We start from the raw sequence: 24,464 nt of genomic DNA, 5'->3' as shown, positions 1-24,464 counted from the left end.
ACAGCGTGACGCCTATCGGCGAGGAGGTGGTCCCTCTTGATCCGCTGGCCAGTCCGGCTCTGCGTCTTTGGGGTGACGAGGGATTACGTTACACGGGCCACACCCCCACCCCGCAAACCACGCGCATCCCGGGCGTGTCGCCCCGGGTGGTCAGGCGGCGGGGCCTGCGTCGACGCCGGCGAGCGTCTTCTTGCCGCGCCGCAGCACGGCGAACCGCCCGTGCAGCAGCCGGCCGTCGAGCGTTGCGCCCGGGTCGTCGATGCGCTCGTTGTTCACCGACACCCCGCCCTGCGCGATCGCGCGCCTGCCGTCGGAGAGCGAGTCGACGAGACCGGTCTCCTGCAGCAGCTGCAGCACCGGCGCATCCGGCGTCGCGGTCGCCTGCTTGTCGAGCGAACCGACCGCGGCGGCGAGCGTCGGGAGGTCGAGGGCGGCGAGGTCGCCGCTGCCGAACAGCGCCTGCGATGCGTCGATCGCCTGCTGCGTCGCGTCCGCCCCGTGGATGAACGACGTCGCCTCGATCGCGAGCACCCGCTGCGCCTCGCGCCGGAAGGGCGCCTCTGCGGTCGCGGCCGCGAGCTGCTCGATCCGCTCCTGCGGCAGGAACGTGAACGACTTGAGCAGCTGCACGACGATCGCATCGTCCTGGTTGAGCCAGAACTGGTACATCGCGTACGGCGTCGTCAGGTTGGCGTCGAGCCAGACGGCGTTGCCCTCGCTCTTGCCGAACTTGCGGCCCTCGGCGTCGGTGATGAGCGGCGTGCCGATCGCGTGCGCGTGCACGCCCTCGGCCTTCCGCAGCAGCTCCGTGCCCGCCGTCAGGTTGCCCCACTGGTCGCTGCCGCCGGTCTGCATGAGGCAGCCGTACCGCCGGTGCAGCTCGAGGAAGTCCATCCCCTGCAGCACCTGGTAGCTGAACTCGGCGTAGGAGATGCCCTCGTCGGACTCCATCCGCGCCGCGACCGCGTCCTTGCGGAGCATGGTGCCGACGCGGAAGTGCTTGCCCACCTCGCGGAGGAAGTCGACCGTGGACAGCGGCGCCGTCCAGTCGAGGTTGTTGACGAGCCGCACGGCGCTCTCGCCCTCGTCCGAGAGGAAGCGCAGCACCTGCGCCTGCAGGTACGTCACCCACTCGGCGACGGTCTCGCGCGTGTTGAGCTGCCGCTCGCTCGTCGGCTTCGGGTCGCCGATGAGGCCGGTAGAGCCGCCGACGAGCGCGAGCGGCCGGTGGCCGGCGAGCTGCAGCCGGCGCATCACGATCAGCTGCGCGAGGTTGCCGAGGTGCAGGCTCGGCGCGGTCGGGTCGAAGCCGCAGTAGAAGGTGATCGGGTCGCCGCCGAGCAGCGTGCGCAGCGTCTCCGGGTCGGTCGAGACGTGCACGCTGCCGCGGTACTGCAGCTCGTCCCACACGTTGTCGAAGGCGGGGTCGAGCTGGATGGGCGCGGGATCGATCACGGTTCGAACCTACCGGGGATCAGTGGCCGTCGAGGCGCGCGAGGCGCGCGTCGAGGGTCGCGAGCTGCGCGTCGACCGCGCTGCGAGCCGTGCCGCCGATGCCGTCGCGCGACGCGATCGCGCCGTCGACGGTCAGCACCTCGCGCGCCTCGGGCGTCAGGTGCTCGCTCACGCTCCGGTACTCGTCGTCGCTCGCCTCGTCGAGCTCGATCCCGCGCTGCTCGCACAGCCGCACGAGGGCGCCGGAGATCTCGTGGGCCTCGCGGAACGGCACGCGCCGCTTGACGAGCCACTCGGCGACGTCGGTCGCGAGCGCGTAGCCGGCGGCCGCGCCCTCACGCATCCTGGCCTCGTCGAAGTCGAGCGTCGCGACCATCCCGGCGAACGCCGGCAGCAGCACCTGCAGCTGGTCGACCGCGTCGAAGACGGGCTCCTTGTCCTCCTGCAGGTCGCGGTTGTAGGCGAGCGGCAGCGCCTTGAGCGTCGCGAGGAGGCCGGCGTGGTCGCCGATGAGCCTGCCCGCCTTGCCGCGGGCGAGCTCGGCGATGTCTGGGTTCTTCTTCTGCGGCATGATCGACGAGCCGGTCGAGAACCCGTCGTGCAGCCGCGCGAAGCCGACGTCGCGCGTCGACCAGAAGATGACCTCCTCGGCGAGCCGCGAGAGGTCGATCGCCGTCATCGTCAGCACGAAGGTCAGCTCCGCGACGACGTCGCGCGCGCTCGTCGCGTCGATGGAGTTCGGGCTCGGCGCCGCGAGCCCGAGCTCGTCCGCGACGACGGCCGGGTCGAGCCCGAGCGTCGAGCCGGCGAGCGCACCGGCGCCGTAGGGCGACTCGCTCGCGCGCACCCGCCAGTCGGCGAGCCGCTCGAGGTCGCGCAGCAGCGGCCACGCGTGCGCGAGCAGGTGGTGCGCGAGCAGCACCGGCTGCGCGTGCTGCAGGTGGGTGCGGCCCGGCATCGGCGCGGTCGGATGCGCGTCGGCCTGCATGCGCAGCGCCTCGATCACCGCGCGGATGCCGCGCTCGACCTCGTCGGTCTCCTCGAGCATCCACACGCGCACGAGCGTCGCGATCTGATCGTTGCGGGAGCGGCCGGCGCGCAGCCGTCCGCCGAGCTCCGGCCCCGCGATCTCGATGAGGCCGCGCTCGAGGGCGCCGTGCACGTCCTCGTCCGACGCAGCGGCCGAGAACGCACCGCTGCGGACCCGGTCGCTCAGCTCGTCGAGCGCGGACCGCATGGCGGTCAGCTCCGCGTCGTCGAGCAGCCCGGCCGCGTGCAGCGCGGTGGCGTGCGCCTTCGAGCCGCGGATGTCGAGCTGCGCGAGGCGCCAGTCGAAGTGCGTCGACTTCGACAGCCGCGCCATCTCGGGGCTGGGGCCGGAGGCGAACCGGCCGCCCCACAGCGATCCCTCGTTCGTGCCCTGCTGGTCGCTCATGCGTCGGTCCGCTCGAGCAGCCAGGCGAGCAGGGCCTTCTGCGCGTGCAGCCGGTTCTCCGCCTCGTCCCAGATGATCGACTGCGGCCCGTCGATGACGTCGGCCGTCACCTCGAAGCCGCGGTCGGCGGGCAGGCAGTGCATGAAGACCGCGTCGGGCGACGCGAGGTCCATGAGCGCCTGGTCGACCTTGAAGCCGCCGAAGGTCGCGACGCGCTCGGCCTTCTCGTCCTCCTTGCCCATCGACACCCAGGTGTCGGTGACGACGACGTCGGCACCGGTCACGGCCTCGGTCGCGCTGGTCACGACCGTCGCGCTGCCGCCCGTCTCGGCGGCGATGCGCTGCGCATCCGCGACCACGCTCCCCTCCGGCACGTACTCGGCCGGCGCGCCGACGCGCACGTGCATGCCGGCGGTCGCGCACGCGAGCAGGTAGGACTGCGCCATGTTCGACCGGCCGTCGCCGACGAAGGCGACGGTGAGGCCCGCGAGCTCGCCCTTGTGCTCCTGGATCGTGAGCAGGTCGGCGAGCAGCTGGCACGGGTGGAAGTCGTCGGAGAGCGCGTTCACCACCGGCACGGTCGTCCCGGCTGCCATCTCCTCGAGCCCCGCCTGCGCGTAGGTTCGCCACACGATCGCGGCCACCTGACGCTCGAGCACGCGCGCCGTATCGGCCGCGGTCTCCTTGCCGCCGAGCTGGCTCGACGCGGTCGAGATGATGAGCGGCGAGCCGCCGAGGTCGGAGATGCCGACGTGGAACGACACCCGCGTGCGCGTCGACGACTTGTCGAAGATCACGGCGACCGAGCGGGGGCCGTCGAGCGGGCGCTCGCCGTAGCGGTCCTGCTTCATCCGCACCGCGCGCTCGAGCACCTCGCGCTGCTCGGCGGGGCTCAGGTCGTCGTCGCGGAGGAAGTGGCGGGTCATGCGGAGTCCCCTGTCTGGGTGGGTGCGTGTGCGGATGCGGGGCTCGAGGTCGCGGCGCGCACGACCTCGGTACCCGAGCCCGCGCTCGTGAAGATCTCGGTGAGGATCGAGTGCGGCGAGCGGCCGTCGATGATCGCGGCCTTCGGCACGCCCGCGCGCACCGCGGTGAGGCACGCCTGCATCTTCGGGATCATGCCCGACTCGAGCGTCGGCAGCAGCGCCTCGAGCTCGTCGTCGGTGATCTCGCTGATGAGCGAGTCGCGATCGGGCCAGTCGCGGTAGAGCCCCTCGACGTCGGTGAGGATGACGAGCTTCTGCGCGCCGACCGCCGCCGCGAGCGCGGCGGCCGCGGCGTCGGCGTTGATGTTGAGGCTCTCCCCCGGGCGGTCGCCATCGGGTGCGATCGACGAGACGACCGGGATCAGTCCGGCGTCGAGCAGCCGGTGGACGCCGGCCGGGTCGACCGCCACGACGTCGCCCACCTGGCCGAGGTCGACCTCCTCGCCATCGATCACCGCACCGCGGCGGCGGCCGGTGAAGAGGCCGGCGTCCTCGCCGGACAGGCTCGCCGCGAGCGGTCCGTGCGCGTTGATGAGCGACACGAGCGTGCGCCCCACCTGGCCGGTGAGCACCATCCGCACGACGTCCATCGCCTCGCGGCTCGTGACCCGGTAGCCGCCGCGGAACTCGCTCTCGATCCCGTGGATGCGGAGCGCCTCGTTGATCTGCGGGCCGCCGCCGTGGACGACCACCGGCTGGATGCCGACGTGGCGCAGGTAGACCATGTCCTCCGCGAACGCCCGCTGCAGCTCGGCGCTCACCATGGCGTTGCCGCCGTACTTGACGACCATGGTCGCGCCGCGGAACCGCTCGAGCCACGGCAGCGACTCGATGAGCGTCGCGGCCTTGTGCGCCGCGGCCTCGGCCCTAGCTGGCATATGCGGAGTTCTCGTGGACGTAGTCGTGCGTGAGGTCGTTCGTCCGCACCGTCGCGGTCGCGTCGCCCGCGAACAGCTCGATGAGGATGTGCGTCGCGCGCGGCGAGAGGTCGACCTCCTCGCGCGGCCGGTCGGGCTCGCCCGCGTGGCAGACGCGCACGCCGTTGAAGTGCACGTCGACGGCGTAGGGGTCGAAGGCTGCGTCGGTCGTGCCGATCGCGGCGAGCACGCGGCCCCAGTTCGGGTCGTTGCCGAAGATCGCCGCCTTGAACAGGTTGGACCGGGCGACCGAGCGGGCGACGACGACCGCCTCCTGCTCGCTCGCGGCAGAGCGCACCTCGATGGCGATGTCGTGGGTGGCGCCCTCGGCGTCGCCGTGCAGCTGCGCCGCGAGGTCGTCGCACACCGCGGTGACGGCGGCGGTGAGCGCCGCCTCGTCGGGCCGCAAGCCGGATGCGCCCGACGCGAGCAGCAGCACGGTGTCGTTCGTCGACATGCAGCCGTCCGAGTCGAGCCGGTCGAAGGTCGTGCTGGTGGCCGCGCGGAGCGCCCGGTCGAGCACGTCGGCGTCGGCCTCGGCGTCGGTGGTGAGCACGACGAGCATCGTCGCGAGCCCTGGCGCGAGCATGCCGGCGCCCTTCGCCATGCCGCCGACGGTGAAGCCGTCGGTCGTCACGACCGCCTGCTTCGGCTTGGAGTCGGTCGTCATGATCGCCTGCGCGGCGGCGAGCCCGGCGGCGTCGTCGTCCGCGAGCGCATCCGCGGTCAGGTCGACGCCGCGCAGCACGGCGGCGCGGAACGCCTCGTCGCCGACGCCGATGAGGCCGGTCGAGCACACCTGGACGTCGATCGCGCCGATGGGGTCGGATGCCGTGCCGAGCCGCTCGGCGACCCGCTCGGCCGTCTGGTGCGTCGTCTGGAAGCCGAAGGCGCCCGTGAAGCAGTTCGCGCCGCCCGCGTTGAGGATCACGGCTCGAGCGGTGCCGCCGGCGATCGCCTGCTGGCTCCAGAGCACGGGGTTCGCCTTCGCGCGGTTCGAGGTGAACACGGCGGCCGCCGCGTCGAGCGGCCCGTCGTTCACGACGAGGGCCACGTCGAGGCCGCCCGACGCCTTCACGCCCGCGGCGACACCGGCCGCCCGGAAGCCGCTCGCGGCGGTCACGCTCACGGCGCGACCCCGTCGATCGGCAGACCCATCTGCTCGTCGAAGCCGAGCGCGATGTTGGCGGACTGGATCGCCGCACCGGCCGTGCCCTTGCCGAGGTTGTCGATCGCGGCGATCATCACGACGCGGCCGGCCTCGTCGTCGAGGCCGACGCCGATGTGCACCGAGTTCGAGCCGAGCACGTCGGCGGTGCGCGGGAACGTCCCCGCGGGGAGCATGTGGATGAAGCGCTCCTCGCCGTACGCCGACAGCCACGCGCCGCGCACCTCGTCGGCCGTCACATCGCCGACGAGCGGTGCGGTGACGGTCGCGAGGATGCCGCGCGTCATCGGCACGAGCACTGGCGTGAAGGAGTGGCGGATGTCGGTGGCGCCGACCGCGCGCAGGTTCTGCGCGATCTCGGGCAGGTGGCGGTGCGTGCCGCCGACGCCGTAGGGCGTCGCGGAGCCGGTGAGCTCGGCCGCGAGCAGGTTGGTCTTCGCGGCGCGGCCGGCGCCGGAGGAGCCGACGGCGAGCACCGATGTGAGCGCCGTCGCGTCGATGAGGCCAGCGGCGATGCCGGGCGCGGCCGCGAGCGTGACCGCGGTGGCGTTGCAGCCGGGGACCGCGATGCGACGCGCTGCGCGCAGCTCGCGGCGCTGCCGGCCGCCGTCGGCGAGGATGAGCTCCGGCATGCCGTAGGGCCAGGATCCGGCGTGCTCCGTGCCGTAGAAGCGCTGCCAGTCGGCGGCGTCGTGGAGCCGGTGGTCGGCGCCCGCGTCGACGATGAGCGTCGACTCCGGCAGCTGCGCGGCGATGCCGCCCGAGTGCCCGTGCGGCAGCGCGAGGAAGACCACGTCGTGCCCCGCCAGCACCTCCGCGGTCGTCTCCTGGAAGGTCAGCGAGGCGAGGGAGCGCAGGTTGGAGTGGACGGAGACGAGGGGCTGCCCGGCGTTGGCGTGCGCCGTGACGGTGCGCACCTCCAGCTCGGGGTGCTGGGCGAGCAGCCGGAGCAGCTCGCCGCCCGCGTACCCGCTCGCGCCTGCGACGGCGACGGAGAGGCTCATGCCTCCAGGCTAGTCGCCCGCCCGATCCGCTTCGGCCGCGAAGCCCACCTCGACGGCGGCGCGCACCTCGAGCTCGCCAGCGGCCAGCTCGACGGCGCCGCCGCTGTCGCTCGCCGCCATGAGCTCGACGCCCCGCGCCTTCGCCATCGGCGGGCGCGGCACCGTCGCCTCCGGCTCGCGGATGCTCGTGATGGCCGGGGCGCCGAGGCCCGCCGCGGCCGCGTAGTCGGCGGCCCGTGCCACGGCGTCGGCGATGGCGCGCGAGCGGGCGCGGCCGGCCAGCTCGCGCACCGTGCTCTCGGCGAGCGACCACGCGATGCCGCCGACCTCGTGCAGCTGCTCGACGCCGAGGTCGCCGATCCACGCACCGAGCGCCTCGACGTCGACGAAGGTCGCGGTCACGGACGCGGAGGCGGTGAAGACGAGTCGCTGCGGCTGGCCCTCCCCCACCCACTCCCGGTGGTGCGAGACCCACACCCGGTCGGCGTGCCACGACTCGACGGCGCCCGACGCGGCGAAGGCCTTCGCCTCGGCCGCCACCCGCGCGTGCCCGGTCGCGACCCGGCCCATCGCCTCGTCCGGCGCATCCGCCTGCCACCGCGACTGGACGGTGACGGTGGCGCGCTCGGCCGCCGCTCGCTCGACGGCCTCGCCGCGCACCAGGATCTCGACCATGCGCCGCATGCTACTCGTGGCGCCTGGCGCTACTCCCGCAGGCGCGCGCCGTGCCGCTCGGTCGCGACCGCGAGGCCGGCGAGCTTCGCCTCCGACGCCTCGGCCGCGGTGAGCGTGCGGTCGTCGGCGCGGAACCGCAGCGCGAACGTGAGCGACTTCTCGCCGTCGCCGAGCCCCGCGCCGCGGTAGTCGTCGACGAGCGCGATGTGCTCGAGCAGCGCACCGGCGCCGTCGCGGACCGCGCGACGCACGTCGCCGGCCGGCACGTCGACGGGCACGACCACCGAGAGGTCCTGCGTCGCCGCGGGCACGGGCGCGATGCGCTGGGTGTCGAGGCTGACGCGGGCCCGGGCGATGAGCAGGCTCAGGTCGAGCTCGGCCACGGCGACGACCCGCGGCAGGTCCGCTGCCGCCGCGACCGCGGGCAGCAGCTCGCCCGCGACCCCGACGACGGTCTCGCCGAGCAGCAGCTCCGCCGTGCGGCCGGGGTGCAGCCAGGGCCGCTCGGACTGGCGCAGCTCGAGCTCGAGGCCGAGCGTGCGGGCGATGCGCTCCGCCGCCTCGACCGCGTCGGCGATGCCGTAGCGCACTGCCGCGACGCCGGGCTGCTTGCGCACCCGCTCACCGACCAGCAGCACGGCAGCGTGGTCGGGCTGCGCGGGCAGGCGGTCGAGCTCGGCGAGCGCGTCGTCGTCCGGGCGGCTGGTGGACGCGGGCAGCGAGTCGGTGCCCTGGCCGTCGACCGCGTGGAACACCCGGCCGAGCTCGAAGAGCGCGAGGTCGGTGAGCCCGCGGCCGAGGTTGCGGTGCGCGGTGTCGAGCATGCCCGGCAGCAGCGCGGTGCGAAGCCACGGGCGCTCGCCGTCGAGCGGGTTCTCGAGGCGCACGGGCTCGGCCCCGGTGAGCCTGGCCTGCTGCTCGCTCACGAAGGGCGCGACGAGCACCTCGGTGAGCCCGGTCGAGGCGAGCGCGTCGGCGACCCGGCGGCGCAGCCGCTGGGGCCGCGTGTAGCCGCGCCCGGGAGGCGCGACCGGCAGCACCGAGGGGATGCGGTCGAACCCGACGATGCGGGCGACCTCCTCGACGAGGCCCTCGCGGTCGACGAGGTCGCGGCGCCACGTCGGCGGCGTGACCGTCCAGGCGTCCGCCGCCTCGTCGATGGTCGCGCCGATGCGCTCGAGCGCGTCGCGCGCCTCGTCGACGGTGTAGTCGGCACCGGTGTAGGTGCTCCAGTAGCCGACCGGGATGGTGATGGGCGCCATCGCGGGCACGTCGCCGACGTCGGCGCCGAGCTCGTCGATCGTGCCGCCCGCGAGCTCGACGAGCAGCTGGGCGACGCGGGCGGCCGCTGCCGCGGCGACGGCTGGGTCGACCCCGCGCTCGTAGCGCTTGGAGGCCTCGGAGAACAGCTTGTGGCGGCGGGCGGTGCGACCGATCGTGACGGCGTCGAAGGTGGCGGCCTCGATGAGCACGTCGGTCGTCGACGCGTCCATCTCGGTCTCGGCGCCGCCCATGACGCCGGCGAGGCCGATCGCGCCGCGGTCGTCGGTGATGAGCAGGTCCTCGGTCGAGAGCGCCCGGTCCGCGCCGTCGAGCGTCGTGAGGCGCTCCCCCTCGGCTGCGCGCCGCACGACGATGCCGCCGCGGAGCTTGCCGAGGTCGTAGCCATGGATGGGCTGGCCGAGCTCGAGCATCACGGCGTTCGTGATGTCGACCGGGAGCGAGATCGAGCGGATGCCCGCGAGCCGCAGGCGGGACGCGAGCCACGCCGGCGTCGGCCGGCTCGGGTCGATGCCGCGCACGACGCGCGCGACGAAGCGCGAGCAGCCGGCGCGACCGCGGATGGGCGCCTCGTCGCGCAGCTCGACCGGGAAGCCGGATGCCGTGCCGGGCTCGATCGCCGCTGCATACGTGGATGCGGGGTCGCGGAAGGGCTGCCCCGTCGCCGAGGCCACCTCGCGGGCGATGCCGCGCAGCGACAGCGCGTAGCCGCGATCGGGCGTGACGTTGATCTCGACGGCCTGGTCGTCGAGCCCGAGGATGGCGAGCGCGTCGTCGCCGATCTCGCCGGGGATCCCCAGCACGTCGAGGCGCATGATGCCGTCGTGGTCGTCGCCGAGGCCGAGCTCGCGCTCCGAGGCGATCATGCCGTCGGAGACGTGGCCGTAGGTCTTGCGGGCGGCGATCTCGAACCCGCCGGGCAGCGCGGCGCCGGGCAGGGTGACGACCACGCGGTCGCCCTCGACGAAGTTGAGCGCGCCGCAGACGATGCCGCGCACGCCGCCGTTGGCCTCGCCGACGTCGACCTGGCACCAGCGGATCGTCTTGCCGTTCTTCTGCGGCTCCTCCACGATCTCGAGCACGCGGCCGACGACGATCGGACCGCGGAGCTCACCGCCGTGGACGGCCTCCTCCTCGAAGCCGACGCGCACGAGCGTCGCGTGCAGCCACTCGGCCGTGTCGGTCGCGGGGATCTCGACGAGCTCGCCGAGCCATGACAGCGGGATCCGCATCAGATCACCATCCCGAACTGCTCCGTGAAGCGGACGTCGCCCTCGATCATGTCGCGCATGTCGTCGAGCAGGTAGCGGAACTGCAGGGTGCGCTCGATGCCCATGCCGAACGCGAAGCCGGAGTAGACGTCGGGGTCGACGCCCGCGGCGCGCAGCACGTTGGGGTTGACCATGCCGCACCCGCCCCATTCGACCCAGCGCGCGCCGCCGCGCATGCCTGGGTGCCACACGTCCATCTCGGCGCTGGGCTCGGTGAACGGGAAGTAGTTGGGGCGCAGGCGGATCTTCGCCTCCTCGCCGAACATGGCACGCGCGAGGTGCTCGAGCGTGCCGCGGAGGTTCGCCATCGTGATGCCCTTGTCGACGGCGAGGCCCTCGAGCTGCGTGAACACCGGCAGGTGCGTGGCGTCGATGTCGTCGGTGCGGTAGACGCGGCCGGGCGCGACGATGTACGTCGGCAGCTCGCGGGTGAGCAGCGTGCGCACCTGCACGGGGCTCGTCTGCGTGCGCAGCACCATGTGCCGGTCCGCCGGCGCCACGTAGAAGGTGTCGGACTCGCTGCGCGCGGGGTGGTCGGGGTCGACGTTGAGCGCGTCGAAGTTGTACCACTCGTGCTCGAGCTCCGGTCCCTCGGCGACCTCCCAGCCCATCCCGACGAAGACGTCGCTCATCTCGTCCATGAGCATGGTCAGCGGGTGGCGCCCGCCGCGCGACCGGATGCGCGGCAGCGCCGTGACGTCGACGCGCTCCGCCTCGAGCTGCGCGGCCTCCTCGACGAGCGCGAGCTCGGCCTGGCGCGCGGCGATCGCATCGGCGACCCGGGCGCGGCCGGCGCCGATCGTCTGCCCCGCCGCCTTGCGGTCGGCGGGCGCGATGTCGCGCAGGCTCGCGTTGAGCGAGGCGAGCTCGCTGCCCTGCCCGTTGTGGGCGGACTTCGCGGCCTGCAGGTCGGCGGTCGTCGAGGCGGCGTCGATCGCGGCGAGCGCCGCGGTCACCGCGGCGTCGACGCGCGCGCCGAGGTCGGCGTGAGCATCGGGGGTTGGCACCCGACGATCCTACCGAGCGCCGAGGGGTCAGCCTCCCTGGCCGCCGATGCCCGCGCCCGGCAACCGCGTGATGTCCGCCTGCGGGTCGGTGACCTCGCGCATCGCCTGCGTCGAGAGCGGGATCGCCTGGGTCGCGGTGCCGTCGAGGTTGCGTCCGCCGCGGCGCGGACGCGCCATCCGCTTCGCCAGCGCGCGCACGATCGCGGACAGGCTCAGGTTGATGGCGAGGAAGATCGCGAGCATCACGAAGAACATCGAGAGCGCGTACGGGCCGCCCTGGCGGTCGTAGAAGTCGACGAGCTGACGGCCGATGCGGATGATCTCCGGCGAGCCGACGATGTAGCCGAGCGACGTGTCCTTCAGCAACACGATGAGCTGCGCGAGGATGATCGGCAGCATGATGCGGAGCGCCTGCGGCAGCTCGATCTCGAGCGTCGTGCGCAGCGGCGTGAGGCCGATCGCAAGGCCGCTCTCGCGCTGGCCCTTCGGCAGCGACTTCATGCCGGCGCGGAGCGCCTCACCGATGATCGCGCCGTTGTAGACGATGAGCGCCCAGACGACGGCCCAGTAGGCGCCGGTCGAGAAGACGATGAGGATGAACAGCATCATCAGCAGCACGGGCATGCCGCGGAAGAACTCGAGCACGATCGTGACCGGCACCCGCACCCACGGCGTGTAGGCGTTGCGCAGGATCGAGAAGACGATGCCGAGGACCATCGCGCCGACGGCGGCGATGGCGGCGATCGAGAGCGTGGTGCCGAGGCCCACCATGAGGCCGCGGGCGCCGAACCACAGCTGCGGGTCCTGGAAGATGTCCCAGCGGTCCTGGTAGAAGGCGCCGCCGAGCCACAGCTGGTAGGCGGCGAGCGCGAGCGCGGCGACGGCGACGACCGCGAAGACGATCGAGAGGATGCGCGACCGCTTGATCGCGTTGGGCCCGGGGGCGTCGAAGAGGACCGAGCCGCTCATCGCTGCACGCTCCACTTGCGCTCGAGGGCGTCGACCAGCTGGCCGAGCGGCACCGTGATGATGAGGTAGCTCAGCGCGATCCCCAGGAAGATCTGGAGCGACTGGTCGCCGTAGGTGTTCGAGAGGCGCTGCGCGACCGAGACGAGCACGAAGACGAAGAAGCCGAGCGCGACCGAGGTGTTCTTGACGAGCGCGATGACGACGTTGATGACCGGCGGCAGCACGCTGCGGAAGGCCTGCGGCAGGATCACGAGGCTCATGGTCTGGCCGAAGCCGAGCCCGATCGATCGGGATGCCTCCGCCTGGCCGAGCGGCACCGAGTTGATGCCCGAGCGCACCGCCTCGGCGAAGAAGGCGCTCGTGTAGTAGGTGAGGGCGATGATCGCGCCCAGGGTGAAGTCGAGGACGATGCCGAGCTTCGGGAGCACGAAGGCGGTGAAGAAGAACACGAGCGTCAGCGGGGTGTTCCTCGCGACCTCCGTCCAGACGGCCGCCACCACGCGCAGCGCGGCCACGGGCGACACCCGCATGCCCGCCAGCAGGATGCCGATGGGCAGGCCGATGAGCGTCACGACCGCGGTCAGCAGCAGTGTCGCGCCCATGCCCTGCAGCCAGAGCGGCCAGTTCTCGAGAAGTGCTTGCATCAGTCCCTCATCCGGCGGCCGGGTGCGGGAGGAGGACCTCCCGCACCCGGCTCGGGTGATCGATCAGTAGCGGTCGGGTGCCGGGAACTCGGGGGTCGGCAGCACGGCGCCTGCCGTCTGCTCCCAGAGCGACGCCATGGTGCCGTCGGCGACGGCCTCCTCGAGCACGTCGTTGATGAACGTGCGGAACTCGTCGTCGCCCTTCTCGATGCCGAGGCCGTAGGGCTCCTGGGTGAAGGTCGCGCCGCCGTCGACGAGCTCGAACTCGCCGGCGTTCTGGTCGACGAAGCCGGCCAGGATCACGTTGTCGGTCGTGACCGCGACGACCTGCCCGTTGCGCAGCGGGTCGAGGCAGTTGGAGTAGGTGTCGGTCGCGTTCAGCACGGCGCCGTACTCGTCGACGATGCGCGCTGCCGGGGTCGAGCCCTCGACGGAGCAGACCTGGAGGCCGGAGACGTCATCCGGACCGGTGAGGCCCTCGGGGTTGCCCGCCAGCACCATGAGCGCCTGGCCGGCCTCGTAGTACGGGCCGGCGAAGTCGATCTTCTCCTTGCGGGCGTCGTTGATCGTGTAGGTCGCCGCGACGAGGTCGACGGTGCCGTTCTCGATGAACGTCTCGCGGTTCGCGGAGACGGTCTCCTCCCACTGGATGCCCTCGAAGGGGATGCCCAGCTCGGCAGCGATGAGCGAGCCGACCGCGACGTCGAAGCCCTCGGGGGCGCCGTCCGGGCCGACCAGGCCGAACAGCGGCTGGTCGAACTTCGTGCCGATGGTGATCGAGCCGGCCTCGGCGAGCTCGGCCATGGTGGTGCCGGCCTCGAACTCGGGCGCCTCGGCGACCTCCAGACCGTAGGGGTGCTCGGTGGCCGCGCCCGTCTCTGCGGGCTCCTCGGGGGCCTCGGACGACGTGGTGCCGGCAGGGCCGCCGCACGCGGTGAGGGCGAGGACCGCGACAGCGGCGACGCCCAGCGTCAGCTTGGTGCGCATGGGTGCTTCTCCTTGAGTGGTGGTGCTTCGGGAAGGGGTCAGTGGGTGAGGATCTTCGAGAGGAAGTCCTGGGCCCGCTCGGTCTGCGGGTTCGAGAAGAACGACTCCGGCGTCGAGTCCTCGAGCACCTTGCCGTCGGCCATGAAGAGCACGCGGTCCGCCGCCTTGCGGGCGAAGCCCATCTCGTGCGTCACCGTGATCATGGTCATGCCGCCGTGGGCGAGCTCGACCATCACGTCGAGCACCTCGTTGATCATCTCGGGGTCGAGCGCGCTCGTGGGCTCGTCGAAGAGCATGAGCTTCGGCTCCATCGCGAGCGAGCGGGCGATCGCGACGCGCTGCTGCTGCCCGCCGGAGAGCTGGGCGGGCATCTTGTTGGCCTGGTTGGCGATGCCGACGCGCTCGAGCAGCACCATCGCCTGCTCCTCCGCGTCCTTGCGCTTCTTGCCGCGCACCTTCATCGGGCCGAGCGTCACGTTCTCGAGGATCGACTTGTGCGCGAAGAGGTTGAACGACTGGAAGACCATGCCGACGTCGGCCCGCAGCTGCGCGAGGCCCTTGCCCTCGGAGGGCAGCTTGACGCCGTCGATGCGGATCTCGCCGTCGTCGATCGTCTCGAGGCGGTTGATGGCGCGGCAGAACGTCGACTTGCCGGAGCCAGACGGCCCGATCACGACGACGACCTGGCCCTTGGGGATGCTGACGTTGATGTCGTTCAGCACGTGGAGTTCGCCGTAGTGCTTGTTGACGTGGTCGAGCTCGACGAGGGGCTGCATGCCGCCATCAAAGCACGACCTATGGCCAGGCTGAGCGCGCGATCCCCGGATCGAAACGAAACGGTTACACGCGCCCCGTCAGCGGCGCTGGGCGAACGCGCTCTGGTAGAGGCAGACCGACGCGGCCGTCGCGAGGTTGAGCGACTCCGCGCGCCCGTAGACGGGCAGGCGCACCGCGCGGTCGGCGAGCGCGAGCGTCGCGGCGTCGAGCCCGCGCGCCTCGTTGCCGAACAGCCACGCGGTGGGTCGGGCGAGCACGCCCTCGGCCTGCAGCGCGACGAGGTCCTCCCCCGTCACGTCGGCGGCGAGCACCGAGAGCCCGGCCGCCGCAGCGGCCTCGACGGCATCGAGCGTGGAGGCGCCGACGGCGATGTCGACGTGGAAGAGCGACCCGGTGGTGGCGCGCACGACCTTGGGCGCGTAGGGGTCGACGGAGTTGGCCGTCACGATGACGGCGGATGCGCCGGCGGCGTCGGCCGCGCGCAGGATCGTCCCGAGGTTGCCGGGGTCGCGCACCTCGTGGAGGATCGCGACGAGCGGGTGCTCCTCGGCGGCGGCGCGCTCGATCGCGTCCTCGAGCCGCACCGGCGACTGGCGGGCGACGGCGACGACGCCCTGCGGGTGCACGGTGTCGGCGAGCGCGGCGAGCGCGCGGTCGGAGACGGCGGTCAGCGTCGCGTGCTGCGCGGCGCGCTCGAGCAGGTCGGCGTGGCGCTCGCGCGCGGCATCGGTGACGAAGACCTCGACGAGCTGCGCGGGCTGCCAGCGCACCGCCTCGTCGAGCGACGCGGGGCCCTCCAACAGGAACAGCCCGGTCGATGACCGGGCTGCTCGCTGCTGGAGTCTCGCAGCCTCTCGCACGCGGGGCGCGCGGGGGCTGTCGAGCATGTCAGGCTGCGTTCTTCGGCGCCGACGTGTCGGCCGGCAGGGCCGCCTTCGCTGCCTCGACGAGGGTCGCGAACGTGGCGGGCTCGTGCACCGCGAGCTCGGCGAGCATGCGACGGTCGACCTCGATGCCCGCGAGGCCGAGGCCCTGGATCAGGCGGTTGTAGGTCAGGCCGTTCGCGCGCGACGCGGCGTTGATGCGCTGGATCCACAGGCGGCGGAAGTCGCCCTTCTTGGCCTTGCGGTCACGGAAGGCGTAGACGTGCGAGTGGAGCAGCTGCTCCTTCGCCTTGCGGTACAGGCGCGAGCGCTGGCCCCGGTAGCCGGAGGCCTGCTCGAGGATGACGCGACGCTTCTTGTGGGCGTTGACCGCCCTCTTGACACGTGCCATGAGTCTGTTCTCTCTTGTCTCTCAGTCGCGCGCGTCAGCGGGCGAGCAGCTTCTTGATGATCTTGGCGTCGGCGGGCGCGAGCACCTTGTCCTTGTTGAGGCGGCGCGTCTGGACCGACGACTTCACCTCGAGGTTGTGGCGCATGCCGGCCTGCTGCTTGCGGATCTTGCCGGTGCCGGTGATCTTGAAGCGCTTCTTCGCACCGGAGTGCGTCTTCTGCTTGGGCATTCTTCTTCTCCTACTCGGATGCTGGCTTGCCGGCGGGCGGACCTGCGGGCTTGGCCTTGGGCGCTGCGGGCTTGCCGGCCGCCGAGGGCGCCGCGGGCGTGGCCGCAGGCTTCGGGACCGCGGGCTTCGCGGCGGGCTTCGGTGCCGCGGGCGCGGCGGCGGGGGTGCCGGCCGGCTTCGCGGCGGCGGGCGCGGCGGACGCGGGGCGCGGCGCGGTCGACGGGCGCGGTGCGCCGGCCGGGGTCGGCTGCACGGTGCGCGCGGTCTGGCGGGGGCGCGAGTCCGACGACTCCGACGACGGGCGCGGCGAGCTCGAGGCGCTCGACGGGCGGGACGACGAGCTGCTCGCGGGGCGCGAGCTGCTGGCCGGGCGCGAGGTGCCGGTCGAGGGACGCGACGAGCGCGACTCCGAGTCACCGGTCGCGGCGCTGCGGGCAGGCAGCACCGGACGAGCGGGACGCTCGGCGTCGAGGGCGGCCTGGTGCGCCGCCTGGCGCTCGGCCTCGGCACGACGCTTCTCCTGGTCCGCGGCGCGCTGCGCCGAGCGGGCGGCGTTGAGCTCCGCCTTCGCGTCGGACTTCGAGCGCATCGGGCCGACGATCATGACCATGTTGCGTCCGTCGATCGTCGGCGACGACTCGACCGAGCCGAACTCGCCGATGTCCTCCGCGAAGCGCTGCAGCAGGCGCACGCCCAGCTCGGGGCGCGACTGCTCGCGGCCGCGGAACAGGATCATGGCCTTGACCTTGTCGCCGGCCTTGAGGAAGCCCTCGGCGCGCTTGCGCTTGGTCTCGTAGTCGTGCTCGTCGATCTTGAGCCGGAACCGGACCTCCTTGAGGACCGTGTTCGCCTGGTTGCGACGTGCTTCCTTGACCTTCTGAGCCTGCTCGTACTTGAACTTGCCGAAGTCCATGATCTTGACGACGGGCGGGCGGGCGTCGGGCGCGACCTCGACGAGGTCGAGCTCTGCCTCGCGGGCAAGGCGAAGGGCATCCTCGACCCGGACGACGCCGACCTGCTCGCCGGCAGGGCCGACCAGTCGGACTTCAGGGACGCGGATGCGCTCATTGGTGCGGGGATCGCTGATCGCGGGCTCCTTCTCGTTTGCGTGCTGTGTGCTGGTGCACGGCGAACGAGGAGCCGACGCGCGGATCTGCTGCGCGGCTCAGCACCTGGCGACGAAGCGTCGCGGTGCCGTTGACCCGTTAGCCTGGAACGACTGCGGGTGGGATTGCTCCTCTTTCACCTCCGGGCGCGAAGCCCGAAACCTGCAGAAGCCTACCAGAGACCGACCTTCGGGAGAAGAGCGCGATGACCGACGCGATGCAGCACGACCACGACGACGCCATCGCCGAGATGCGCGACATCGCCGAGGTGCCCGCGGTCGAGCTGATCAACACCGTCGCGATCCACCTGCTGAGCGCGGCCGCGGTGAAGGTCGGGCTCGCGGACGACCCCGAGCAGCAGCTCGACCTCGACGAGGCGCGCAAGCTCATCAACGCCCTCGCCGGGCTGGTGACGGCGGCCGCGGCCGAGATCGGCGGCATCCACGCCGCACCGCTGCGCGACGGCCTGCGCTCGGTGCAGCTCGCGTTCCGCGAGGCGAGCACGATCCCCGACGCACCGGGCAAGGGCCCGGGCGAGAAGTTCACCGGGCCGGTCAACTAGCGCTCGAGCTCGGCGCGCGTGACGGCGAGCGCTGCCGGCGCCACGAGCGGCAGGCGCGCGGCGCCGCCGTCCCAGCGGTGCAGCCGCACCGCGACGCTCGCGATGCGCTCGCGCACGACCTCGGCGCCGCCGAGCGCCTGCGCCGCGCGCTGCACCTGGCCGGCGGCGTCGGGCGAGCCGTCGACGAGCGCATGCACCTCGAGCTCCGCGCCGGCGAGCGTGCAGCGCGGATCGCCGGTCGCGAGCACGACCGCCTGCACGGCCGGTGCGGCGAGCAGCGCGTCGAGCACCGCGGCGTGCACGGCCGGATCCTCGACGCCCCAGCGCCAGGGCTCGTCGGTCAGCAGCGCGGTGAGCATCGAGCGGCCGAGCACGAACTCGCCCTCGCCGCCGGGATCGACCACGATGCGCGCAGGTCCGTCGAGGGCCGCAGCCGCGGCGCGCTGCACGCTCGTCGGCACCGGGCGGGCGCGCGGGTTCCATGCCTGCATCGCCTCGACCCCGGAGAACATCGGCAGGATCGGCTCGCCGTCGGGACCGAGCACCGTGACGATCGACAGCTCCTGCGTCTTGTCGACGGTCCTGCCGCGGTCGTCGACGCCCGTCTCCCCCGCCGCCGCGAGCAGCGGCACGAGCAGGCGCTCGCCGCGCAGCGCGTCGACGACGGCAGCCCGGCCGGCGGTCCCGTCGGCGAGGGCGCGCACCGCCTCGCGGTAGCCCGCGGGCGGAGAGCCGTCGTCGCCGGCGTAGGCGGTGTCGTGGTGGTCGAACGAGCGGCCGGCCCACGGCCGCCCGGCCGAGTCCGCAGCCTCAGGCACTCGCGACGTCGAGCGCGGCGGCGAGCGTGAACGCCCCCGCGTAGAGCGCCTTGCCGACGATGGCACCCTCGACGCCGTGCGGCACGAGCTCGCGGAGCGCGGCGATGTCGTCGAGGCTCGCGATGCCGCCGGAGGCGACGACCGGCTTCTCGGTGCGCTCGGCGACCTGTCGCAGCAGCTCGATGTTCGGACCCTGCAGCGTGCCGTCCTTCGTGACGTCGGTGACCACGTAGCGGCTGCACCCGGCGGCCTCGAGCCGGTCGAGCACGTCCCACAGGTCGCCGCCGTCCTGCGTCCAGCCCCGCGCCGCGAGCGTCGTGCCGCGCACGTCGAGGCCCACCGCGATCTGCTCGCCGTACTCGGCGATGACGGAGGCCGTCCACTCCGGGTTCTCGAGGGCGGCGGTGCCGAGGTTGATGCGCTTCACGCCGGTGGCGAGCGCGGCTTCGAGCGAGGCCTCGTCGCGGATGCCGCCCGAGAGCTCGACCTGCACCCGACCGCGCACGGCCTTGATGACCTTCTTGATCACGCCGCGGTTGTCGCCGCGGCCGAAGGCCGCGTCGAGGTCGACGAGGTGCAGCCACTCGGCGCCCTGCCGCACCCAGTCCTCCGCTGCCTCGACCGGGCTGCCGAACGACGTCTCGGTGCCGGCCTTGCCCTGCGTCAGCCGCACCGCCTTGCCGTCGGCGACGTCGATGGCGGGCAGCAGCTGCAGCTTGGGCGACTGGTTGAAGTCGGTCATGGGGGTTCGATGCCTTCCGGGGTAGGAGCTCAGAGGCCGCTGACCCAGTTCCGCAGCAGGCGGATGCCCGCATCGCCCGACTTCTCGGGGTGGAACTGGGTGGCGGCGAGGGGGCCGTTCTCGACGGCGGCGATGAAACGCTCGCCGTGCTCGGCCCACGTCACGCGCGGCTGGCGGATGCGCGGGTGCGGGTCGATGCTCCACTCGGTGGCCGCGTAGGAGTGCACGAAGTAGAAGCGCTCGTCGCGGAGCCCGGCGAAGAGCGTGGAGTCGTCGGGGGCGTCGACCTGCGCCCACCCCATGTGGGGCAGGATGTCGGCCTGCAGCCGGCGGACCGTGCCGGGCCACTCGTCGAGGCCGACGGTCGGGCTGCCGCCCTCCTCGCCGGCCGAGAAGAGCACCTGCATGCCCACGCAGATGCCGAGCACCGGACGAGAGCCCGCGAGGCGTCGGCCGATCAGCTCGCCGCCGCGGATCGCCTGGATGCCAGCCATGCACGCGGCCATCGAGCCGACGCCCGGCACGACGAGGCCGTCGGCCTCGATGACCGCGCTGCGGTCGGCGGTGAGCGTCACGTCGGCGCCGGCCGCCTCGAGCGCCTTCGCGGCGGAGTGCACGTTGCCGAGCCCATAGTCGAGCAGGGCGACGCGGGGACGCGCTGCCATCAGAGCGCGCCCTTGGTCGACGGCACCCCGGTGACGCGCGGGTCGTGCTCGACCGCCACGCGGAGCGCGCGCGCGAAGGCCTTGAACTCGGCCTCCGCGACGTGGTGGGGGTCGCGGCCGGCGAGCACCTCGACGTGCGCGGTGATCCTGGCGTTGAGGGTGATCGCCTCGAAGACATGCCGCACGAGCGAGCCGGTGAAGTGGCCGCCGATGCGGTGGAGCTCGAACCCGGCGGGCTCGCCGCCGTGCACGAGGAACGGGCGGCCGGAGAGGTCGACGACGGCGCGGGCGAGCGCCTCGTCGAGCGGCACGGTGGCGTCGCCGTAGCGCCGCACCCCGGCCTTGTCGCCGAGCGCCTCGGCGAGCGCGAGGCCGAGCGCGATCGCGGTGTCCTCGACGGTGTGGTGCGCGTCGATGTCGGTGTCGCCGGACGCCTCGACCGTGAGGTCGATGAGCGAGTGCTTCGCGAAGGCCGTCAGCATGTGGTCGTAGAACGGCACGGTCGTCGAGATCGACGAGGTGCCGTCGCCGTCGAGGTCGAGCGAGAGGCGGATGCTCGACTCGCTCGTCGTGCGCTCGATGGAAGCAGTGCGGGCCATGCCTCGATCCTATTCCGCGCCGAGCTCGGCCATCGCGGCCAGCAGCGCGCTCGTCTCGGCCCGCGTGCCGGCGGTGATGCGCAGCGTGTGCGGCAGGCCGACGTCGCGCACGAGGATGCCGCGGTCGAGCAGGGCGCGGAAGGTGGCCTGCGGGTCGGCGACGCCCCCGACGAGCACGAAGTTGGCGTCGGACGGGTAGGGCTCGAAGCCCATGGCCGCCAGCTCGTCGACGATCCGGTCGCGCTGGGTGCGCAGCTCGTCGACGCGCGACAGCATCTCGTCGCTGTGGCGGAGCGCCGCGACGGCCGCCGCCTGCGTGATCGCCGACAGGTGGTACGGGAGCCGCACGAGCCGGAGCGCGTCGACGACGGCGGGGTGTGCGGCGAGGTAGCCGACGCGGATGCCGGCGAACGCGAACGCCTTGCTCATCGTGCGGGAGACCAGTAGGCGCGGGTACCGATCGAGCAGCGAGAGCGCGGTCTGGCTGCGGTCGTGCGCGAACTCGGCATACGCCTCGTCGACGAGCACGATGCCGCGCGCGGCCTCGGCGGCCGCCTCGACGACGTCGAGGCCGATCGCCGTGCCGGTGGGGTTGTTGGGCGAGCAGAGGAAGACGATGTCCGGGTCGTGCCCGGCGATCGCCGCGCGCACGGCGTCCGGGCTGATCGTGAAGTCGGCGGCGCGCGGCACCGGCACCCACCGCATGCCGACGCCCTGCGCGAGCAGCGGGTACATCGAGTACGTGGGCGTGAACGAGAGCAGCGAGCGGCCGGGGCCGCCGAAGGCCTGCAGCACGTGCTGCAGCACCTCGTTCGAGCCGTTGCCCGCCCACAGCTGCGCGGGCTCGAGGCCGTGCCCGAGGTAGTCGGCGAAGGCGCGACGGAGCGCGTCGAACTCGCGGTCCGGATAGCGGTTCGCGTCCGGGAGCGCGCGAGCGATCTCCTGCACGATGTCGAGCGCGACCGCCTCCGGCACCCGGTACGCGTTCTCGTTGACGTTGAGCCGCACCGGCACGTCGAGCTGCGGAGCGCCGTACGGCGTCAGCCCGCGCAGGTCGTCGCGGATGGGGAGGTCGTCGAGGCTCGTCACTGAACCAGCCTAGGACGGCGGGCGAGCCGCGCCGGGCGCGGCCGAGCGCTCAGCGCGAGTAGTGCGCGGGGATCGCCAGCTGCTCGCCGGGCTGGATCGCGCCGGCGATGCCGTTGAGCAGCTCGATCTCGGCGATCACGTCGCGCGGGTCGGCCTCGGGGGCGACGACCTGCGCGATCTGCCAGAGCGACTGGCCCGGCAGCACGGTGATGTGCTCGAACTGGGCCGTGTCGGTGGAGGACGACGCGACGGCGCCGGCGAGCGCACCGCCCAGGACGCCGGCACCCGCGAGGGTGCCCGCGACGATGACGGGGGCGGCGACGAGCAGCGCGAGGGCGCGGCGACCGCGCGGCGTCATGCGCACCCGGACGGTCGGCGTGCCGGTGATGCTTGCAGTGGCGATGGCAGTCATGGCCTGCTCCTCTCGTGGGATCCGCAGCCGGTGCTCGGCCGGGAGCACCGGCCGCGAATCTCTGTTTCGAACCTATCTTCGATTCCACGGATGCGTCAAGCCCTGCCGCGGAGAATCTCCACGACACGCTCGAACATCCGTTTGATCCGGGCACCCTGTCGGATACGCTTTCGAACCACCAGGAGTCAAGCAGGGGCTACTGACATCGAGAGCGGGCGGGCATGGCGAGGCAGCTGACGGACAAGCAGCAGGCGATCCTGCAGATGATCCAGCGAGCGGTCCGCCAGCGCGGCTACCCGCCGAGCTACCGCGAGATCGGCGACGCCGTCGGGCTGTCCTCGCTCTCGAGCGTCACCCACCAGCTCGGCCAGCTCGAGCTGGCCGGCGCCATCCGCCGCGACCCCTCCCGCCCCCGCACCATCGAGGTGCTCGTCGACGACGAGCTCGACGAGACCGCGGGCAGCGTCGACCAGGCCACGTTCGTGCCGCTCGTCGGCCGCATCGCCGCCGGCATCCCGATCACGGCTGAGCAGCAGGTCGAGGACGTGTTCCCGCTGCCGAAGCAGCTCGTCGGCACCGGCGACCTCTTCATGCTCAAGGTCGTCGGCGACTCGATGATCGACGCCGCGATCTGCGACGGCGACTGGGTCGTCGTGCGGCAGCAGCAGACGGCCGACAACGGCGACATCGTCGCCGCGATGCTCGACGGCGAGGCGACCGTGAAGGTGTTCAAGCAGCGCGACGGCCACACGTGGCTGCTGCCCCGCAACTCGGCGTTCGAGCCGATCCTCGGCGACGAGTCCGACGTGCTGGGGCGCGTCGTCGCCGTCCTGCGCGCCGTCTAGGCGTCAGGCGGCCGGCTCGACCCGGAACTCCGCCAGCTGCGCGAGCGCAGCCTCGGTCACCTTCGCGTCGACGCGCGTGCCCGCCTCCTCGTAGGCCTCGCGCAGCACCTCGAAGCGGTCGTGGAGCATCGCGATGATGTCGCCACGGTCGAACGGCACGAGCAGCGACACCGCGACCTCCGGCCGCGGCAGCAGCTCGGCGATCCTCGCGAGGATCGCGTCGACGCCCTCGCCCGTCCGCGCCGAGGCGAACACGGCGTCCGGCTGGAGCCCGCGCAGCACGAGCCGCTCGTCGTCGCTGATGAGGTCGGCCTTGTTGAACACGACGACCTCGGGGATCGAGCGCGCGCCCGTTTCGCCCAGCACGTCGCGCACCGTGGCGATCTGCGCCGCCGGGTCGGGGTGGCTCGCGTCGACGACGTGCACGACGACGTCCGACTCCGCCACCTCCTCGAACGTCGAGCGGAACGCCTCCACGAGCTGGTGCGGCAGGTTGCGCACGAAGCCGACCGTGTCGGCGATCGTGAACTCGCGGCCGTCGGGCGTGCTGGAGCGCCGCACGGTCGCGTCGAGGGTCGCGAACAGCGCGTTCTCGACCAGCACGCCCGCGCCGGTGATGCGGTTGAGCAGGCTCGACTTGCCGGCGTTCGTGTAGCCCACGATGGCGACGCCCGGCACCTCGAAGCGGTCGCGGTTGGCGCGCTTCGCCTGCCGCGCGGGCCCGAAGCCCTTGATCTGCTTCCGCAGCCGCGCCATGCGCGTGTGGATGCGGCGGCGGTCGAGCTCGATCTTCGTCTCACCCGGACCGCGGGAGCCCATGCCGGCGCCCTGGCCGCCGACCTGGCCACCGGCCTGGCGCGACATCGACTCGCCCCAGCCGCGCAGGCGCGGCAGCAGGTACTCGAGCTGCGCGAGCTCGACCTGCGCCTTGCCCTCGCGGCTCGTCGCGTGCTGGCTGAAGATGTCGAGGATCACCGCGGTGCGGTCGATCACCTTGACCTTCACCTGGTCCTCGAGCGCGCGGCGCTGGCTCGGCGAGAGCTCGCTGTCGGCGATCACGGTGTCGGCGCCGAGCTCCTTCACGATGGCCGCGAGCTCCTCCGCCTTGCCGCGGCCGACGTAGGTCGCCGGGTCGGGGTTGGGGCGGCGCTGCAGCATGCCATCGAGCACGCGCGCACCGGCGGTCTCGGCGAGGGCGGCGAGCTCGCGCAGCGAGTTCTCGGCGTCCTCCGCGCCGCTCGCGCCACCGGAGTAGACGCCGACGAGCACGACGTTCTCGAGCCGCAGCTGGCGGTACTCGACCTCGGTGACGTCCTCGAGCTCGGTGCGCAGGCCGTCGACGCGTCGGAGCGCCGCGCGGTCCGCGCGCTCGAGCTGCGCGCCGTCGACGTCGTCGCCGAACCCCGCGTCGGTCGCGGTGCCGTCGTCCTGCAGCGCTTGCGCGCGCTCGCCGAGCACGTCGTCCTCCGACGTGGCCCAGGCCAGGATGCGCTCCGTCGCGCGCCCGGGGCCGGTGGGTCCGCTGTCCTGCGGTGCTGCCATGCTT

Annotated in this window: 26 protein-coding genes; 2 read left to right on the top strand and 24 right to left on the bottom strand. The window is 72.8% G+C overall.

Annotated features, from left to right (window positions below; translation table 11 throughout):
* Positions 1-150: 150 nt before the first annotated feature.
* From tyrS to infC, 17 genes are all read right to left on the bottom strand, one after another.
* A complete protein-coding gene (gene tyrS / locus ACVWW9_RS10220; protein ID WP_456515385.1) occupies positions 151-1,455 on the bottom strand; it encodes a tyrosine--tRNA ligase in 1,305 nt (434 codons plus the stop codon).
* 19 nt (positions 1,456-1,474) lie between these two features.
* Positions 1,475-2,890: an argininosuccinate lyase gene (argH, locus tag ACVWW9_RS10215; RefSeq protein WP_456515384.1), complete on the bottom strand. Its 1,416-nt coding sequence runs from the start codon at positions 2,888-2,890 to the stop codon at positions 1,475-1,477.
* Positions 2,887-3,816, bottom strand: a complete 930-nt coding sequence (gene argF, locus ACVWW9_RS10210) for an ornithine carbamoyltransferase (protein WP_456515383.1) — start codon at positions 3,814-3,816, stop codon at positions 2,887-2,889. The genes argH and argF overlap by 4 nt, the downstream gene beginning before the upstream one ends.
* The gene (gene argB, locus ACVWW9_RS10205; protein WP_456515382.1) at positions 3,813-4,754 is read right to left on the bottom strand and encodes an acetylglutamate kinase; all 942 of its coding nucleotides are present in this window, start codon (positions 4,752-4,754) and stop codon (positions 3,813-3,815) included. Before argB ends, argF begins: the two co-directional genes overlap by 4 nt.
* Complete coding sequence (gene argJ, locus ACVWW9_RS10200) at positions 4,744-5,922, bottom strand: bifunctional glutamate N-acetyltransferase/amino-acid acetyltransferase ArgJ (protein WP_456515381.1); 1,179 nt, start codon at positions 5,920-5,922, stop codon at positions 4,744-4,746. The genes argB and argJ overlap by 11 nt, the downstream gene beginning before the upstream one ends.
* Positions 5,919-6,965, bottom strand: coding sequence for an N-acetyl-gamma-glutamyl-phosphate reductase (gene argC, locus ACVWW9_RS10195; RefSeq protein WP_123697549.1), 1,047 nt, complete (start codon positions 6,963-6,965; stop codon positions 5,919-5,921). Before argC ends, argJ begins: the two co-directional genes overlap by 4 nt.
* Before the next feature lie 9 nt (positions 6,966-6,974).
* Positions 6,975-7,640 (bottom strand): SIMPL domain-containing protein, encoded by a 666-nt coding sequence (locus ACVWW9_RS10190; RefSeq protein ID WP_456515380.1) that lies wholly within the window; start codon positions 7,638-7,640, stop codon positions 6,975-6,977.
* Between the two features lie 29 nt (positions 7,641-7,669).
* Positions 7,670-10,153: a phenylalanine--tRNA ligase subunit beta gene (gene pheT, locus ACVWW9_RS10185; RefSeq protein ID WP_456515379.1), complete on the bottom strand. Its 2,484-nt coding sequence runs from the start codon at positions 10,151-10,153 to the stop codon at positions 7,670-7,672.
* Positions 10,153-11,199, bottom strand: coding sequence for a phenylalanine--tRNA ligase subunit alpha (gene pheS / locus ACVWW9_RS10180; RefSeq protein ID WP_123697546.1), 1,047 nt, complete (start codon positions 11,197-11,199; stop codon positions 10,153-10,155). Before pheS ends, pheT begins: the two co-directional genes overlap by 1 nt.
* A 27-nt stretch (positions 11,200-11,226) precedes the next feature.
* Complete coding sequence (locus tag ACVWW9_RS10175) at positions 11,227-12,168, bottom strand: amino acid ABC transporter permease (protein WP_456515378.1); 942 nt, start codon at positions 12,166-12,168, stop codon at positions 11,227-11,229.
* Positions 12,165-12,812, bottom strand: coding sequence for an amino acid ABC transporter permease (locus tag ACVWW9_RS10170; RefSeq protein ID WP_123697544.1), 648 nt, complete (start codon positions 12,810-12,812; stop codon positions 12,165-12,167). Before ACVWW9_RS10170 ends, ACVWW9_RS10175 begins: the two co-directional genes overlap by 4 nt.
* A 63-nt stretch (positions 12,813-12,875) precedes the next feature.
* The gene (locus ACVWW9_RS10165; protein WP_123697543.1) at positions 12,876-13,799 is read right to left on the bottom strand and encodes a glutamate ABC transporter substrate-binding protein; all 924 of its coding nucleotides are present in this window, start codon (positions 13,797-13,799) and stop codon (positions 12,876-12,878) included.
* A gap of 38 nt (positions 13,800-13,837) precedes the next feature.
* Positions 13,838-14,575, bottom strand: a complete 738-nt coding sequence (locus tag ACVWW9_RS10160; protein WP_354255137.1) for an amino acid ABC transporter ATP-binding protein — start codon at positions 14,573-14,575, stop codon at positions 13,838-13,840.
* A 78-nt stretch (positions 14,576-14,653) separates the two neighbouring features.
* Positions 14,654-15,463: a TrmH family RNA methyltransferase gene (locus tag ACVWW9_RS10155; RefSeq protein ID WP_456515377.1), complete on the bottom strand. Its 810-nt coding sequence runs from the start codon at positions 15,461-15,463 to the stop codon at positions 14,654-14,656.
* A 1-nt stretch (position 15,464) separates the two neighbouring features.
* Positions 15,465-15,851, bottom strand: coding sequence for a 50S ribosomal protein L20 (gene rplT, locus ACVWW9_RS10150; protein ID WP_123697540.1), 387 nt, complete (start codon positions 15,849-15,851; stop codon positions 15,465-15,467).
* A 34-nt stretch (positions 15,852-15,885) separates the two neighbouring features.
* Positions 15,886-16,080: a 50S ribosomal protein L35 gene (gene rpmI, locus ACVWW9_RS10145; RefSeq protein WP_123697539.1), complete on the bottom strand. Its 195-nt coding sequence runs from the start codon at positions 16,078-16,080 to the stop codon at positions 15,886-15,888.
* A 10-nt stretch (positions 16,081-16,090) separates the two neighbouring features.
* Positions 16,091-17,119 carry a translation initiation factor IF-3 gene (gene infC, locus ACVWW9_RS10140; protein WP_456515421.1) on the bottom strand — a complete coding sequence of 343 codons (1,029 nt, stop codon included), beginning with the start codon at positions 17,117-17,119 and terminating at the stop codon, positions 16,091-16,093.
* 272 nt (positions 17,120-17,391) lie between these two features.
* Between infC and ACVWW9_RS10135 the strand changes: the two genes are divergently transcribed.
* Positions 17,392-17,748: a DUF1844 domain-containing protein gene (locus ACVWW9_RS10135; RefSeq protein ID WP_245989841.1), complete on the top strand. Its 357-nt coding sequence runs from the start codon at positions 17,392-17,394 to the stop codon at positions 17,746-17,748.
* Here the strand turns inward: ACVWW9_RS10135 and ACVWW9_RS10130 are convergent.
* The 6 genes from ACVWW9_RS10130 to ACVWW9_RS10105 are packed head-to-tail and all read right to left on the bottom strand — an operon-like array spanning position 17,745 to position 22,073.
* A complete protein-coding gene (locus ACVWW9_RS10130) occupies positions 17,745-18,566 on the bottom strand; it encodes an SseB family protein (protein WP_456515376.1) in 822 nt (273 codons plus the stop codon). The genes ACVWW9_RS10135 and ACVWW9_RS10130 overlap by 4 nt on opposite strands.
* A complete protein-coding gene (gene priA / locus ACVWW9_RS10125) occupies positions 18,559-19,308 on the bottom strand; it encodes a bifunctional 1-(5-phosphoribosyl)-5-((5-phosphoribosylamino)methylideneamino)imidazole-4-carboxamide isomerase/phosphoribosylanthranilate isomerase PriA (protein ID WP_354255147.1) in 750 nt (249 codons plus the stop codon). The genes ACVWW9_RS10130 and priA overlap by 8 nt, the downstream gene beginning before the upstream one ends.
* A 29-nt stretch (positions 19,309-19,337) precedes the next feature.
* Positions 19,338-19,973 (bottom strand): imidazole glycerol phosphate synthase subunit HisH, encoded by a 636-nt coding sequence (gene hisH, locus ACVWW9_RS10120; protein WP_354255150.1) that lies wholly within the window; start codon positions 19,971-19,973, stop codon positions 19,338-19,340.
* Positions 19,973-20,572: an imidazoleglycerol-phosphate dehydratase HisB gene (gene hisB, locus ACVWW9_RS10115; protein ID WP_354255152.1), complete on the bottom strand. Its 600-nt coding sequence runs from the start codon at positions 20,570-20,572 to the stop codon at positions 19,973-19,975. Before hisB ends, hisH begins: the two co-directional genes overlap by 1 nt.
* A 9-nt stretch (positions 20,573-20,581) precedes the next feature.
* Positions 20,582-21,661: a histidinol-phosphate transaminase gene (locus ACVWW9_RS10110; RefSeq protein WP_456515375.1), complete on the bottom strand. Its 1,080-nt coding sequence runs from the start codon at positions 21,659-21,661 to the stop codon at positions 20,582-20,584.
* 49 nt (positions 21,662-21,710) lie between these two features.
* Entirely contained in the window at positions 21,711-22,073 is a 363-nt protein-coding gene (locus ACVWW9_RS10105) for a hypothetical protein (protein ID WP_354255157.1), read from the bottom strand.
* A gap of 221 nt (positions 22,074-22,294) precedes the next feature.
* Here ACVWW9_RS10105 and lexA point away from each other — a divergent pair, with 221 nt between their 5' ends.
* Complete coding sequence (lexA, locus tag ACVWW9_RS10100) at positions 22,295-22,918, top strand: transcriptional repressor LexA (RefSeq protein WP_354255159.1); 624 nt, start codon at positions 22,295-22,297, stop codon at positions 22,916-22,918.
* A 3-nt stretch (positions 22,919-22,921) separates the two neighbouring features.
* On the opposite strand, the gene hflX is transcribed toward lexA, so the two are convergent.
* The gene (gene hflX, locus ACVWW9_RS10095; protein WP_456515374.1) at positions 22,922-24,460 is read right to left on the bottom strand and encodes a GTPase HflX; all 1,539 of its coding nucleotides are present in this window, start codon (positions 24,458-24,460) and stop codon (positions 22,922-22,924) included.
* Positions 24,461-24,464: the final 4 nt, after the last annotated feature.

The sequence above is a fragment of the Agrococcus sp. UYP33 genome (assembly GCF_054060915.1).
This window is presented reverse-complemented; position numbering and strand designations above follow the sequence as displayed.

What these genes read in the sequence shown, in the direction of transcription:
- hisH (WP_354255150.1), bottom strand. Translation starts at nt 19,973, where the DNA reads ATGGCAGCGCGTCCCCGCGTCGCCCTGCTCGACTATGGGCTCGGCAAC.
- rpmI (WP_123697539.1), bottom strand. Translation starts at nt 16,080, where the DNA reads ATGCCCAAGCAGAAGACGCACTCCGGTGCGAAGAAGCGCTTCAAGATC.
- lexA (WP_354255159.1), top strand. Translation starts at nt 22,295, where the DNA reads ATGGCGAGGCAGCTGACGGACAAGCAGCAGGCGATCCTGCAGATGATC.
- argF (WP_456515383.1), bottom strand. Translation starts at nt 3,816, where the DNA reads ATGACCCGCCACTTCCTCCGCGACGACGACCTGAGCCCCGCCGAGCAG.
- ACVWW9_RS10105 (WP_354255157.1), bottom strand. Translation starts at nt 22,073, where the DNA reads ATGACTGCCATCGCCACTGCAAGCATCACCGGCACGCCGACCGTCCGG.
- ACVWW9_RS10135 (WP_245989841.1), top strand. Translation starts at nt 17,392, where the DNA reads ATGACCGACGCGATGCAGCACGACCACGACGACGCCATCGCCGAGATG.
- pheT (WP_456515379.1), bottom strand. Translation starts at nt 10,153, where the DNA reads ATGCGGATCCCGCTGTCATGGCTCGGCGAGCTCGTCGAGATCCCCGCG.
- priA (WP_354255147.1), bottom strand. Translation starts at nt 19,308, where the DNA reads ATGACCGACTTCAACCAGTCGCCCAAGCTGCAGCTGCTGCCCGCCATC.
- argH (WP_456515384.1), bottom strand. Translation starts at nt 2,890, where the DNA reads ATGAGCGACCAGCAGGGCACGAACGAGGGATCGCTGTGGGGCGGCCGG.
- ACVWW9_RS10170 (WP_123697544.1), bottom strand. Translation starts at nt 12,812, where the DNA reads ATGCAAGCACTTCTCGAGAACTGGCCGCTCTGGCTGCAGGGCATGGGC.
- ACVWW9_RS10160 (WP_354255137.1), bottom strand. Translation starts at nt 14,575, where the DNA reads ATGCAGCCCCTCGTCGAGCTCGACCACGTCAACAAGCACTACGGCGAA.
- ACVWW9_RS10190 (WP_456515380.1), bottom strand. Translation starts at nt 7,640, where the DNA reads ATGGTCGAGATCCTGGTGCGCGGCGAGGCCGTCGAGCGAGCGGCGGCC.
- rplT (WP_123697540.1), bottom strand. Translation starts at nt 15,851, where the DNA reads ATGGCACGTGTCAAGAGGGCGGTCAACGCCCACAAGAAGCGTCGCGTC.
- ACVWW9_RS10175 (WP_456515378.1), bottom strand. Translation starts at nt 12,168, where the DNA reads ATGAGCGGCTCGGTCCTCTTCGACGCCCCCGGGCCCAACGCGATCAAG.
- hflX (WP_456515374.1), bottom strand. Translation starts at nt 24,460, where the DNA reads ATGGCAGCACCGCAGGACAGCGGACCCACCGGCCCCGGGCGCGCGACG.
- argB (WP_456515382.1), bottom strand. Translation starts at nt 4,754, where the DNA reads ATGCCAGCTAGGGCCGAGGCCGCGGCGCACAAGGCCGCGACGCTCATC.
- ACVWW9_RS10155 (WP_456515377.1), bottom strand. Translation starts at nt 15,463, where the DNA reads ATGCTCGACAGCCCCCGCGCGCCCCGCGTGCGAGAGGCTGCGAGACTC.
- ACVWW9_RS10165 (WP_123697543.1), bottom strand. Translation starts at nt 13,799, where the DNA reads ATGCGCACCAAGCTGACGCTGGGCGTCGCCGCTGTCGCGGTCCTCGCC.
- argC (WP_123697549.1), bottom strand. Translation starts at nt 6,965, where the DNA reads ATGAGCCTCTCCGTCGCCGTCGCAGGCGCGAGCGGGTACGCGGGCGGC.
- hisB (WP_354255152.1), bottom strand. Translation starts at nt 20,572, where the DNA reads ATGGCCCGCACTGCTTCCATCGAGCGCACGACGAGCGAGTCGAGCATC.